Consider the following 14,086-nt stretch of genomic DNA (forward strand, 5'->3'; position numbering starts at 1 on the left):
CGGTTTCTGCTAAGATCCAGACAATCCATCTTTTACCAACGTTGAGTAAGGATTTATGGAAGCGTGGCTGGATCATCTGGTGACCCAATCATTAGCGTACGCGCTGATCGCCGTTATGCTGGTTGCCTTTCTGGAATCGCTTGCACTGGTTGGTCTGTTGCTGCCGGGTACGCTCTTGATGGCAACGTTGGGCGCGCTGATCGGCAGCGGTCAGATGGGATTATATTCCGCGTGGGCCGCGGGGGTTGTCGGTTGTTTGCTTGGAGACTGGATTTCCTATTTCATCGGCAGACGATTTAAACGGCCATTGCACCGCTGGTCTTTCCTGAAAAAGCATCAAACGCTGCTCAGTAAAACAGAGCATGCGTTGCATCAACACCCTATACCTACGGTGTTGATCGGACGATTCGTCGGCCCGACGCGTCCGCTGATCCCGATGGTCGCCGGTATGCTGGGATTGCCGCCTTACCGGTTTGCCGTGCCGAATATTATCGGTTGTCTGTTGTGGCCGCCGGTGTATTTTTTGCCGGGTATTCTGGCAGGCGTCGCCATTGATATTCCGGCGGGCGTCGCCAGCGCCGGTTTTAAAGGGTTGCTGTTGGTGACCGCATTGCTGGTGTGGACCGGGGCGTGGTTAAGCTGGCGCTGGTGGCGCGGCGACAGGCGCAAAAAACGTGACTGGTTCAGCACGAGGTTGCCGCTTAGCCGTTTGCGCTGGGCCGCTCCATTGACGCTGGCGGCGATGGGGCTTTCACTGGCAATGCTGATCATGCATCCACTGATGCCGATTTATCGTCACCTGTTGTGGCAGGTGCTGAATGGGTGACAGGTAAAAAAGGAAATGTAAAAAGGGAAATGTTTTACTCACAGGATGGCGCAAGCAAAGCGTTCGCAGCGACACCGTTGGGAAAACATCGATAATCAAGCGATGGTCGGCGACAGCGCCGCCATCCTGGTTAATGGAGATAATGATTGTGATAGAAAAGGATTTTCGGACTCATGTCAGCGATCGGGATGAACCTCAGAAAGCGGACGCCGTTACTATGCCTCGTCGTCGGCAGCTTTTGAAAGGCGGCATTTCCGCCGCGTTGATGGGAACGCTGTACGGACGGATCTTACCGACAGGCAGTCTCGCCTTTGCGCTTTCCAGCGCGCAAGCTGCCGCGGCTGAACGGACTTTCGTTCACCCCGGTCTGCTGCACACGGAAGATGATTTTGCGCTAATCCGAAAGAAAATCGCGGTTTCCGCACAACCCTGGCCGGATGGTTGGAACGCGTTACTCTCGGACGGCTTCTCTCAGACTGATCGCGCGCCACGACCACTGGAAACGGTGGTTCGCGGCGGCAGCGGCAGCAATTCCGCGCAACTGTATATCGATATTCAACGGGCTTATCAACTGGCGCTCCGCTGGAAAATCTCTCAGGACGCACGCTACGGGGATCAGGCGATTGCTTACCTCAATGCCTGGTCATCCACGCTAAAGACCCTCACCGGTAATGCCGACCGCTATCTGGCGGCGGGCATCTACGGTTATCAGTTCGCCAATGTCGGTGAAATTATGCGTACCTATCAGGGGTGGTCGTCCGCCGAATTGACGCGCTTTCAGGACATGCTGCTTACCATCTTCTACCCGCTTTCGTCACGTTTTCTTCGTGAACATAATGATGCGGAAATTACTAACTACTGGGCGAATTGGGACCAGAGCGCACTCGCCTGCATTCTGGCGACAGGCATCTTGTGCGACAGGCAGGATATCTATGAAGAGGCGCTGAATTATTATAAATACGGACAAGGCAATGGCGCGGCGCTACAGGCGGTTTATCATGTCCACTCTGGTTATCTGGGGCAGTGGCAGGAGAGCGGGCGCGATCAGGGGCATTGTACGCTGGGGATCAGCCTTGCCGCCGCATTCTGCGAAATGGCCTGGAATCAGGGCGATGATATGTACGGCTACGACAATAACCGTTTTCTGGCTGGGGCGGAATATGTCGCCAAATCTAATCTGCAAGATGAGAGCGGCGAGTTTTATACTATGCCGTGGCTCGACTATCGCAATCGGCACGGATTGGCGGTAGGCGTTTCTCCCGCCGGGCTGGGCAGCGCACGACCGACCTGGGCGTGCGTTTACCATCACTACGCGATGCGTAAAGGCATCGCCGCGCCCTATGTCGCTCAGCAGGCTAAACGGATGTATCCGGAAACCAACAATCGCAACGGCGATCAGCTTGGTTTCGGCACGCTGCTATTTTCGCGTGAACAGCAGACGTCTTCTCCTTCTCCTTCAGGGCTGACGGCCTACCTGCGCGGCGATCGCGTGGTGTTATCCTGGTGGGGCGTGGTTGATGCGCAACTCTATCAGGTTAAACAGGCCACCGCGATTGATGGCGATTTTGTGACGATAGCCGACGATATCGCAGATCTGCTGACCTATGAAGATACGGATATTGCAAATGCGCCTGAATATTTTTATGCGGTGACCGCCATCATCGATGGCGTGGAAAGCGCCGCTTCAGAAATTGTCGGTGTCGGCACAAAAGCGAAGACGATTTTCCAGCTTGATTTTGATGAGGCATCCGGCCAGGTTGCGGTGAACCGTAGTGAAAACGCGGGGAATGGCGAACTGATCGGCGGAGCGGGATGGGGAAGCGGCGTGAGCGGCAGTGCCGTGGTGCTCAATGGCGTTGATGGTTATATTCGTCTGCCGCAAGATCTGTTTGTCTCGCTGGCCGACTTAACGATTGAAACGCGATTTTACGCGGATGAGCGCAGAAGATGGGCGAGAGTGTTCGATATTGGCTCAGGCCCGCGCCGGTGGATGATGTTAACGTTGGAAGGCGGCGAGGGCAGGCCGGAGTTTGGTATCACGACGGTTCATAGTTATAACACGCAGCGTGTGGTGTCGAATGTGGACATGCCGCTGGGTCAATGGGTTCATCTTGCTGTTACGGTGGCGGGAAACCGCTGCACCCTGTATATCGATGGCGTGGTGGTGGGCAGCAATGACACGTTTATGCTGGCGCCCTATCATCTGGGGCCGGGGAATGACGCCTACCTCGGACGTTCGCAATATCAAGCAGATCCCTACACCGCAGGGCGTTATGACTATTTTAAGGTCTGGCATGGCGCGCTTAGCCATGATGAGATTGCCGCGTTGAGCGCAGGCAGCAAATAACGCTTTAATCGGATCTAATCACATCAGGCCGTGACGGGACGATTGTAGCGCGTCGCGGAAAATGGAAAAGCGCTTCATGTACTTTGATAATGTGAAGCGCCGTTGAAAATTATAATTTTAAACGAATCAAATCGCGTATGTGATACTGAAAGGTAGAAACACAGTTTCGATAGAAGTGCTAGGAGCTCCGAGCACTTTAACTGTTCCCTCTTTTAGAATGGAAACCGTCGCGATAGCATTAGAAATGGGAGCTAAGGTTATGTCTCGTGGTTGAACCGTAAATGACTGGTCGGTAACTGGTCGTAGCCGTTCCGGGAATGAGCCCAGCAACTGATCTGCTGTCCATTCAACATTATCCCGTGAAAGATAATATGACAACGTCACACTATGTCCATCATCATGAACTGTATAAATCGGCGTGGATGTAGCTCCCATTCCGTCATTGAAATAACGTGGTGGCAACCGCAAATAACCTGTTGTCCCTGCACCAACAACAGCAGACTTTCGTAAACCATCCCGGTTAGATTTTGTGAAAAACGCAGCGATTGACCGCGCCCACGACATTCCCATGAGCATCGAACCAAACGTGGTTTGATGAATATTATCCATCATAACCGGGTCAACAAAACGCCGAGCATCTACCAGCAGACGAGGGGTAACTAATCCATACGCATCATGGCTCATTAAATTGAAAAACACCCCTTGTTCCCCTAATAATTGCATCAATTTCAAACGATACAGCGTGCCGCGATGGGAATTGGCAGCGTCCTGCCCGATATGGTCAGTCATAATACCTGTTGTAGTGATATCTGCGCGGATATAGAACATAGCTGGAATACCGACAATCGGAATTACACTATGCGATTTGCAGTAATTAACCATACTCAAGACCGTTTCAGCAAATGAATCATAGCCGGACTGCGTCTGAATATCGTTAATGCCGACCTGTATCAAGCAAAAATCATATCCTGAAATAGTTGTTTCCAAGAGCCGAGTTGCTTGTTGTGCTGCTGTCTCGCCACGTACAGCCAAATTTAGTAAATCAGTAACTTGGCACCCTCCAACTCCAGCTAGATATTGCGCAGCAAATTCAAACTGTGACTGCATTGTCACATTACGATCCCCTGTACTATCGCCAACAGTAACCAATTTAACAGGGGGGATACCAAACTGTTTTTTGCCCCGAATTCGAGTTGGATATTGGATTGTACATATGCCGCCGTTACTAGTGCTATTTTCATAACCACAGGCCCAGCCCGCCGACAAAATTGGACGTACGGTATTATGTCTGCACACGACGACGCCGTTAACGATGATACCGAAACACTGGCTGTCAAAAATAACAATACCCAGGCTTGAATTGCCAAATCTATACGGCGCTATATCAAGATTTTTCGTCGGATATTCAGTTTCTTTTTGGTATGTCGTACTCCAGCGTTCATTGACAGCGATAACGGAATTACTTGACGCCTGGCGTACTATAATCCAACCGCCCTCTATCTCAATTGCGATGGCGGGGAAATTTCCCCCATCGCGACAAGACGCTTGCAAAAAATCTCCGGGAACCGCAGAGAACATCACGCCAATAAATGATGATGCAGGGACAGAAAAACGGATTGAGTTTGCTGTTGAATTTGTAAGTGAGATGCCGAAATCAGATGGATTAGAAGAAAAACTAATATCAGCAGTCGGCCATGAGTCAGACAGAGCAAAGTATTGTGGATCATGCGCAGAAAACGTTAATTTCTCCGGTATGTAAATATCACCGACATTACCCATATCAATCAAATCCCGATCTGACGGATATTTGAACATCTGTGAGCCGAGGCGATGCGTGAATCGTGATGCGCCGTCGACCTCAACCGGTAAATCCCTATTTGATTTAGCGCCCGGTTTTCTAATGATGTTATTGATATTATCAGCTGACGTATAGATACTTACCCCTGGGTCAGCGATATATTCAACTCCATCAACATTCGTCAATTCCGATGAGCCATTTAGGTAATAAATACCAGTTTTTGTTTTTGGCAAATATACTTTGCAAGGGCGAACAGCAGTAGCGGCAACAAACGCCGCGTGGTTATTGGTGCCATTAGAACCATCCCAGTCATCAATCCCTTTAAAATCGCGGATATCTTTAACTGCATCGTTACGATATCGTTGCGGAATGTCTCCACGAGTTCCCAGCAATTTGTCTACATCAGGTGATTTTAAACCATCGTCCAGAACCTTTCCTGCCAGTTTAATAATTGCAAAAAGCAATTGCGATTGATTCTGTTTATCAGGAGCGATTTCCGCTTCAGCCAGAATATTTAATAATTCAGCCTGAACAATATTAAACCAGTCTGCACCTGGCCAGCTAATCCCGCCTTGTTCATCACTCTCACCGAACCATCGCGGTGTATTGCTTTGTAATTGATTCACTTCAGGCATTTCGGGAACGCCGCTTTGATTATCTAAATGAAACATGGCGACTCCTTAAGGTTTTTCCGGCCAGGTGATATCAGGGGCGGTTGACGTATCAACGCGATTTAATTCGACGCGGTACGTCTCCCATAATTGCAATGCGGTTGTTTCGCTTTCTGATGCGATCCCGTTATTAACGGCATACGTCAGAATAGATATTTGTTCGGTGGCGGTGGTTAATAACTTGACCTTTTGACGTTCGGCTAGGTCAACATAATAAGCATGTTCGCTTTCTTCATTTTTAACCCAGGCGACGCCGTCCCATTCATCAAACTGACCTGGGACTAATAGCGTATAACCAGCGGGTAATGAACCCAGTTCGGCAATAACCATCGCTTCTTTTGTTTCAGTTGTGTAGGCAATCTGACCGCGCAAGTCTTTTACATAAACCCATTCGTTACCGTCCCATTGCGGGACGAACGTGGGCTTAGCATCTGGCGGAGCCGCGAACGTATAGCCATCAGGGAGCGTAAAATAGGCATTGGGAACAAGGTTTTTATTACCGTTGCTGTCGTAATATGCCTGGCCGGTTTTGTCTTCAACTTGCGTCCATTCCCCATCAACAAACAATAATACATAGCCATCATCCGGTACTGGCGGCGGAGTCATAATCGCCCAAACTGGCAATAATTCCTGAATAGTGGAAATAACAAAGCCACGGCCGCGAGCGTTCCAGTATTGCGTACCGCGATTATCATCAACGTATTCCCATGACTCACCATTAAACACACCGGTTTTACCGGAACCGGGTTCACATGGGATGTTAGTTGTATTAGCAGGCAAGCCGGTATATGGAGGGATAAAATAAAAACTATTCCCCACATAGACACCATTTTCATCATATGAATAAACCCACAAGACGCGTGGATCCCCAGAGAATTCAAACTTAGCCATTAATACAACCTCACAATATAGTTAAACGCCCGGTTTTTTACCGTGTTTTCGGTATTGCCTGTCGCCAGAATTGTGGCAACGTGTTTGTGAGCACCCAGCACGATATTATGTATATGGGCACCGGATGAGTTTGTTGACCTATTATTTCCTCCCGTGATTGTTTCCCTATATATGTTATCAATAGAAAAACTATCACCGGTTATACCGAATGTATGAACGTGTGCGCCGTTTTCTGACGTCGTTTTAGTGCCTAAATCAGTTTCATCAATTTCAACGCCGTGGGCGTGACTAATTACGCCATCCGCTTCATAGCTCAATACCTCACGGCCTGATATCGGCGTACCTTTTATCGTCATCGCGCGCATGTCAGGAATAATTAAATCCGGGTAGGCTTCTGCCAATAGCGGGAACGCCGTTCCACTAAATGATTGCCCGACCATAAAAGCATACCGATCTCCATACCGGGCGGGAATGGAGGGACGGCTCCAGGGTAATGGAATACCTGGCATCAACATATAATCAGATGAAAAAAAGCGTATAGCCTGGGCGAACTGGTCATGCTGATTTTTATCCGGTGTAATACCGGCAAGCGCCAAGACGTTTAACATTTCCATCTGAATAATATTAAACCAATCAGCGCCGGGGTAGCTCGGCTGAATACCATCGCCGCCCTCGGTAAACCAACGGCGCTCGGTAAATAAGACAGGGGCCGTCTGAGGCATATCGACAACGCTGGAATCATTATCCAAGTGATACATAATTAAACCTCGTACTGAAAATCATAATCGTGACCGCCCAGGCGATAGCGTCTTAAGAAACATTCCAGAATTTGAGCCTGATAACTTATTAACGGCGTTAACACATTACTGATGGTTTTAAATCGAATCATCGGCATATCCGTTACCGTGACCTGCATAATGAATCGATATTTACGTGAATAAATGGGGTACATAATATTTCGCAGGCAATGATGCGGTAATATTTCCGTTACCTGGATAGTAAATCCCAACGCATCTTTAACTGCCTGTTCAATCTGCCAGGGCGCTAATCCGCCTTTTCTGTGATATTTCTCAACCACAACATCACGACGGCGTTCAAAGCCATCAGGAATGGCATTACATTCCGGCAAGCCTAAATAGTCTTCCCACTCTTCCAACATTAATTCTGTTGTTTCCGGCCGCATCTCGTTAAGCAGCAAGTCGGCATTGGCTTCAGCCGCCTGTAAACGGGCGCTAAAGCCCCTTAAAAGCGAGGTTAAAGCGGCTGTCTGGTCGCGTGGCCATGCTTTGCCGCGCGGCATCAACTGCTGAAGAACGTCATGCCATTCGTCTACACTATGCGCCATGTGATCGCCCCCATCGTAATCAGCTCATAGTTTTCACTGCTCTGATTTGTCGTAAGGTCTAGCTCGTAGTCCGTCACGCCCGTAGCCGAGCCGATGGCGGTACGAATGGAAGAAAGCAGCAATGTGTCGCCCGGCGAGACAGAGCGGAACAACGCCGTTAGATTGCTTTGTGTCGCGTTGCGAGTGGCTTCCGTATCCGGCACGATGCGGATTTCCATATCGACGGGCTTTAGCGTTAACGGAATTGGCCAGACTTCAATCCCACCAGGCTTGCCCACCCAGTCGCCGGTGGCTGGATCCTGATGCCGGTACAGATAGGCGAACATAGTATTTCTGTCCGTTTCAGTCGGGATGATGTCTTCGCGCTGGTCATAAACCCATGCCAGACCAACGGTACTTAGTCCGTGCCAACTATCAAACGCCCAGGCGCGGCTAACGCCCGCCGTCTCCGTGGCCCAGATAACGTAATCATGCAGTGCGCCGCCCAGTGGGGGGTTGCGCTTGCGGTATAACAGACGGGTGAGTAATTCGCTGATGGTTTCAATATCCGCGCCACCGCTCACGCCCTCTGACGCCACCGTGCCTTCACTGTTAACGCCAGAGACAGGCGATATCAACGTCAGCACTTCACCGCTAGCCAGATTGCCGCCAGTGCCGACATCTTCCGCTTGTACCGTTACGCGCACCTGACCGTTCGCTGGGTCTTCAGTAGCCGTAACGTAATAAACAATGCCGTCATCCGTTTGCATTTCTGTATCCAGCGGCAACGGATTAGTGCCGGTGAATATTACAGGGCCGGATGCATACTCCGCCGCTTTACGAATAACGCCTTCATTTCTTGCGGTATCAACAATAGTTTCGTCATCTGATTTATCAGACGGAATAATTTGATTTTTAATCCACGTTTGATGGTCATATAAATCACGCAATGCGCCACTGAATGCCGTATTTAATGCGCGTTCAACACCGACAATCGGCAACTGCTGATTTAATTCAATCTCTAAGTCTTGAATACCGGTGCGAATAAGCTGGCGAGTGGTCGGGACGTTATACGCCATTGGATATCGCCTCCCAGCGTTTCTTTATTTCTACTGTCAGCGCGGATTTATCTGGCCGAGTCAGCACAATACTCAGCGCCAACCAATTCATGCGCGGAATAGTGGCAATTACCGTCGCGGTACGCGCATAGCCGAAGTTGATTAATGGTTGCATCGAAAGGTTGGCATAGTTTTCCGCACGCAGGCGCACGGCTTCTGTGAGCTTTTCTCGCTCAATCAGCCAGAGCTTTGAACCCCATGGAAAATCACTATAAGAATCGCCGGGCCAGCCGCGACGGTCATCTGTACCGTCGGATAATTCGTCGCTGTCTGCCGCGCGGGCATCGGTGAATAAGCAAATCAGCACTAAAGAAACAAGGCCCTCGTCAGACGAAAGGCCATTGTGTTCTATTTCAATATCGCCGCCAGCGGGCAAGTGCCAATTTACTCTGATGGTCATATCGGTGTCGTTGTTTGCGCACCTTCACCATCCAAATGAGTGTGGTCGAGGAAACTTTTTCCGCTAACCGTAATATCTTCACTGAAGTGGGTGGGGCCGGTGACATTAATCAGTGGACTAACAATGTCACAGGACTCTTCAGCAACCAGATTAACCTTTTTCCCCCTTATCTCTATGACGCCGTCTTGCTTGAGGGTAATGGTGTGGCCCTCACTGTGATACACGCAAACGTCACCGGGATCCAGCCCTTTCGGCCGACAGGTTTTATCCTCGACGGCGATGGCCACCATGCCGGAACGGCGACCACCGATAGCCACCACCACCGCTTCAGAACCGGCAGGTGGCACGGACGACAGGCCATAATTCTGGAATCGCTCTACGTTGTCATTGGTTTCATCTGCCAGGCTCTGAACCTGTAGATTCTGCCGCCCCAGGCTATCGGTCACGATACGCACCACGGCCCGGTCAACCATCAGGCGCAGACGCCGACCGATAGCGCTGATAGAGCGGGAAAAATTGCCTTCTTTCAGTCCCATGTCATCCCCACGCTGGATTTTTTCCCTTTCTTCTTCTTGGCATTCTGGCGCGGCATATCCATGGATTCAGGCGGCACCAGCGTTAACACCGTCTGACGGCCGTTATCGCTCTCCATAAATGACACGGTTTTAATCAGCCATGTCACGTCCATTTGTTGAATAACGTCTTTGACGGGGATCAGCCGGTTTACCTGCCACAACGGGCCGGTTGCGCCGTTCTCCCGCCAGCCCGCCACAGTGATTTCAGTTGTATTGGCTTCGCCCAACATCCGGGTTTTGTACCACTCACCACGGGCGCTGGCCCCGCCAACAGTGAGGTTATCTTCATTCACAAGGATTTTAGGGCGATAGCGGGTTATCTCTGAATCGGTGACGATGACCTGGCGGCCTCCGACTACTTTGACAGGCTGATCGTCCCAGGTTGCGCCACCGGCAGCGGCGGAGCCTTTAACAATGTATTGGCTGGCCCGTTCGCGCCAACTGAAGCGGCCGCGCGCGGCCAGTATATTGTCACCCAGTACCAGAGAAACACCGGCGCGGGTCGTTGATGCGCGGGTGATAACCAGCCGACCCCATGCATCAGACGTTATCAACACGCCGCGCTGTTTCGCCAGCCGGTCAAGCAGTTCGAACCCGGTTTCACCTTGTTCGAGCGTGATGCTGCCAAAGGCTTCGCCGGTGTCGGTTTCGTTGATAACCTCGATACCATAGGGCTTGCAGATGGTCGCCGCCAGTTGGCCAAGCGTCTGTCCACGCCACTGACCAGACGTATCAACCACTGAGCTATCGACCAGATCGCCGGTCTTGTCTCGCCCCAGCACGCGCAACGAAACATTTTCCGCGTCATAGCTGGGGATGAAGTCGTCGATGTATCCCGTCATCACGCGGTCACTGCCGATAGAGACATAACACACCATCCCCGGCTTGATAGAGCGCGGCGCGGCGGCAGACCATCGCGCGGTGATAGTAAGATCAAACTCACCGGCAATGCTTTCAAGCGAGCGGTTAATCGTCATTTCCGTCCAGCCGCCCCAGATTTTACCGTCCACGTTCAGTGTCAGCTCTTCACTCACTATCAATGACCTCTATAACCTGAGAAGGAAGAATAAATGACGGATGGCGCAGGCGGTTACGCGTGACCAGCGCATCGCTCTGTTCGGCATCGCCCAGTTCGCGCCAGGCTAACAGCATCACCGGCGTCGTCTGCGTAGTCGATATGCGCCTTAGCTCCGGGAGCTGGATGCTACGAATACGCACGTCGTTAACGACGGCAAATCGCAGATCGCGCAGGCTACGCCAAAGCTCGCGCTGGCCGGATTCAACGGCATCTATTGCTTGCTCACCCAGCCGTTCCGCCAGTGCGTCGCCAGTATTTTCAGCGTCCTGGCTGGTTTCAAATGTCATGCTGGCCACGGTTTCCGCCTGGGATACCAGGGAAGAGACAATCACCAATCGCTGGAACTCATCGATATTGGTTTGCATTGCATCTGAAATTTCGATGGTCGAGGAACGGGTAACGCTGCTGGCAAAGCCGGTTTCAACGTTGACCACGATGTTATCTGCCAGGGATTTAGTCGCCGCCTGGGCAGCCCGTTCACCGTCCCACTTGTCGCGCAATTGGTCATAAACGCTCAACGCCCATGGCGGCTCTGTGACCAGGTCTTTTATATCGCTAATGATGCCGGTTACGTCGCGGATTAACTCGCCTGGCGCGGCGGCGATAATGCCCGCCTGGTCTTTAAAGCGGTTCAGCCTATCCATCCATTCGTTCACCGCATCCGGGATAGAGGGCAGATTAGTGACAAAGCCGTCCAGGTCATCCAGTAGCGTATCTACCATGTTGCCGACGCCATCCAGCGCTGCAAAGTAATCGCCGTTGGCCAGGGCTTCTTTGACGCTGTCGGACGCACTCAACGCCGTGGCCGTTGTGTCTTCGGTCTGCGTGGGAAAAAGCTGTTCACCGGCTTCGAATACCTCAAACGACACATACGCAATGCCGCCTTGTTCGGTACTGAGCTTGTGCGTTACCTTGCCGATTTGTACCTGTTGTGCTCCGAACCACGGATGCACCAGCTCACCCGGCCCAGCCGTATTCAACGCTGACAGCAAGCGATTAAGCTGGGTTTGATAGTCACTGCCCAGCAGGATGGCGTTAATCTGCTGCTGTGTCAGTACCGCGCCGTGGTCTTCCGTCCAACCGACTTCTTTCTTGGGGTAAGCATGGGGAATAGCTCGACGGCCGCCCGTGCCTTCAACATCGACAAAGTAAAAAGGAACGTTACGAAACGATGCATCGCGCAGGTCTTCCCATTTTGTTGTGGCCATTAGTCTTGCTCCACATTACTGATGCCGGTTTGCGCACTCATGGTTACGCCAGGCGTATTGATTTTGACCTTGCTGACCTGCACTCGGTCATCTTTAACCGTGACCTCGATTTCACCCTGTAGCTGTTGAAGCGGCTGGGGAATATAGGGATAGGTTCCCATCATGTTGGGGTGCAATGCATCCCACTGTGGTGATGACGGCGGCACCGGCGGCGCTGTCAGCCATTTCTTAATGTCATCCCACATTGTTTTGCGGTTGCTGTTATCCTGCGCCCGTTTGATGAGAGCGGCACGTTCTTCATCATTCTTTGGGAAAGGAACCAATGAGGTGATTTCTGATGCGGTATTGATGGCCATGCCGAGCACGCCGCCCTTGTCGTACTTACTTTTGTTACTACCTGGTAAGTCTGGGACACCCGGCCCACCATTCCCCATGCCGCCCACGCCCATATTGGTGACATAGACCGGCATAACACCGGATCCAAATACGTCGGCCACTCCTGCGGGAATGCCTTTCTTACCCGGACGCAGGAAGTCATAAGCGCCTTTACCGATTTGAAATGCCTTGCGAGCTGCAAGGAATCCACCTGTAGCCAACGCCACGTTCTTGCCAATCTCCAGCCAGTTCTGGACTGTTTCCTGGTCTACCGAGTTAAGTGCGTCGGCCAGATCTTGCACGGGCGCGGCAAGCTGGCTATTAGCAAATTTCTCCCAGGTGGTAGTCATACTTTGCAAAGCGGAGGTGAAGTCTTGGGCAGCATATTTGGCATCTTCTAATAGACTTTTTTCGTCAGGAACAACGCCCATATATGCTTTCAGTTTTTCCCTACCTGTTTGACCACTAACAGCTTTGATCAAGTCCATACTTTCTTGTCCAAAACCTGCACCAGATAGATAACCACCTTGCTTCTCCACACCGTTTCGGGATGATCGCTGTGCTGTTTCATCAAGAATCTGCGGTAAAGAACGAATTTTTCCATCTTTATCAAAAACTCTAATACCGTTAGCTTTCAGCGATTTCAATACGTTTGGGGATTGAAGATCTCGAATAAAAGCTGTTACCGTTGATGCTGCTAAAACGTCATTTGCTCGTAAGTCCATTGCCGCTTCAGCAACGGCCATCACTTCCATAGCAGCGTCAATGCCACTGGCCCCAGCGGCTGAGTACATAGATATTGCTGGAGGCAATAGTTTTGCAGCATTGTTTAGTTCAAATGCCCCGGTTTTTCCAAGTTCATTCATGCCACCCAGAGCCTTTCCTACTTCCTTTTCAGTAAGAATAAGTAACTTCTTATATTCAGCAATAAGGCCACCGATATCCTCGCCTGATGCGCCTGAACCAGCGATAGCCATACCGATGTTTTCCCTGTTTTTTAACGCAAAATCCAAATCTCCAGTTCGAGTATTAATCACCTCGCTGGCCCCTTGGATCTCACTGGTATCGACTCTGAATTTAATAGCGACATCTTGAGAAAGATTAAATATCTCGGCTATTTCTTCCCGAGTTTTACCAGCTGTAATGCCCATTCGTGTCAGACGGCGATCTAACTGCTTATAATTGTTCAACATAGCACCGCCCGCAAATCCCGCAATCATGCCGGTATAGCGGTTTCCCAGCATATCCAGCCCGCGCCCAGCCGCCGCACTGGTGGCCTTAACAACGGACATTGCCCGTTCGTTCCGGCGTGCGAACTCCGACATATTGGCCCCGTACTGGCGGGCTTTGGCGGTAAGATTGCCCGCCAGGTTGATGATGATTTCAGTGTCGAGGCGCTTGGCCATGCTGCTTCCTCAGTTGTTCGGTGATGCGGAACAGTTGCCGCAATGGCAACTGTTCCAGGTATGACACAC

The 14,086-nt window shown here is 51.0% G+C and carries 11 protein-coding genes and 1 pseudogene; 2 read left to right on the plus strand and 10 right to left on the minus strand.

Annotated features, from left to right (window positions below; translation table 11 throughout):
* Positions 1-55: 55 nt before the first annotated feature.
* Positions 56-826 carry a DedA family protein gene (locus DES54_RS04830; RefSeq protein WP_113865469.1) on the plus strand — a complete coding sequence of 257 codons (771 nt, stop codon included), beginning with the start codon at positions 56-58 and terminating at the stop codon, positions 824-826.
* Positions 827-968: 142 nt separating this feature from the next.
* Positions 969-3,173 carry a LamG-like jellyroll fold domain-containing protein gene (locus tag DES54_RS04835; protein WP_205680178.1) on the plus strand — a complete coding sequence of 735 codons (2,205 nt, stop codon included), beginning with the start codon at positions 969-971 and terminating at the stop codon, positions 3,171-3,173.
* Between the two features lie 2,247 nt (positions 3,174-5,420).
* On the opposite strand, the pseudogene DES54_RS04840 reads toward DES54_RS04835, so the two are convergent.
* From DES54_RS04840 to DES54_RS04885, 10 genes and pseudogenes are all read right to left on the minus strand, one after another.
* A pseudogene (locus DES54_RS04840) lies at positions 5,421-5,642 on the minus strand (hypothetical protein); the annotation flags it as partial.
* Positions 5,643-5,651: 9 nt separating this feature from the next.
* Entirely contained in the window at positions 5,652-6,533 is an 882-nt protein-coding gene (locus DES54_RS04845) for a tail fiber assembly protein (protein ID WP_113865470.1), read from the minus strand.
* On the minus strand, positions 6,533-7,291 hold the full coding sequence (locus tag DES54_RS04850; protein WP_113865471.1) for a tail fiber protein: 759 nt from the start codon (positions 7,289-7,291) through the stop codon (positions 6,533-6,535). Before DES54_RS04850 ends, DES54_RS04845 begins: the two co-directional genes overlap by 1 nt.
* Before the next feature lie 2 nt (positions 7,292-7,293).
* Positions 7,294-7,878 carry a YmfQ family protein gene (locus DES54_RS04855; protein WP_113865472.1) on the minus strand — a complete coding sequence of 195 codons (585 nt, stop codon included), beginning with the start codon at positions 7,876-7,878 and terminating at the stop codon, positions 7,294-7,296.
* On the minus strand, positions 7,863-8,936 hold the full coding sequence (locus tag DES54_RS04860) for a baseplate J/gp47 family protein (RefSeq protein ID WP_113865473.1): 1,074 nt from the start codon (positions 8,934-8,936) through the stop codon (positions 7,863-7,865). The genes DES54_RS04855 and DES54_RS04860 overlap by 16 nt, the downstream gene beginning before the upstream one ends.
* The gene (locus DES54_RS04865) at positions 8,926-9,375 is read right to left on the minus strand and encodes a phage GP46 family protein (protein ID WP_113865474.1); all 450 of its coding nucleotides are present in this window, start codon (positions 9,373-9,375) and stop codon (positions 8,926-8,928) included. Before DES54_RS04865 ends, DES54_RS04860 begins: the two co-directional genes overlap by 11 nt.
* Complete coding sequence (locus DES54_RS04870) at positions 9,372-9,911, minus strand: phage baseplate assembly protein V (RefSeq protein WP_113865475.1); 540 nt, start codon at positions 9,909-9,911, stop codon at positions 9,372-9,374. The genes DES54_RS04865 and DES54_RS04870 overlap by 4 nt, the downstream gene beginning before the upstream one ends.
* On the minus strand, positions 9,902-10,984 hold the full coding sequence (locus tag DES54_RS04875) for a phage baseplate assembly protein (RefSeq protein WP_113865476.1): 1,083 nt from the start codon (positions 10,982-10,984) through the stop codon (positions 9,902-9,904). Before DES54_RS04875 ends, DES54_RS04870 begins: the two co-directional genes overlap by 10 nt.
* Positions 10,977-12,236 (minus strand): DNA circularization protein, encoded by a 1,260-nt coding sequence (locus DES54_RS04880; RefSeq protein ID WP_113865477.1) that lies wholly within the window; start codon positions 12,234-12,236, stop codon positions 10,977-10,979. Before DES54_RS04880 ends, DES54_RS04875 begins: the two co-directional genes overlap by 8 nt.
* On the minus strand, positions 12,236-14,017 hold the full coding sequence (locus DES54_RS04885; protein WP_113865478.1) for a phage tail tape measure protein: 1,782 nt from the start codon (positions 14,015-14,017) through the stop codon (positions 12,236-12,238). The genes DES54_RS04880 and DES54_RS04885 overlap by 1 nt, the downstream gene beginning before the upstream one ends.
* Positions 14,018-14,086: the final 69 nt, after the last annotated feature.

The sequence above is a fragment of the Brenneria salicis ATCC 15712 = DSM 30166 genome (assembly GCF_003315515.1).
GTDB lineage: Bacteria > Pseudomonadota > Gammaproteobacteria > Enterobacterales > Enterobacteriaceae > Brenneria > Brenneria salicis.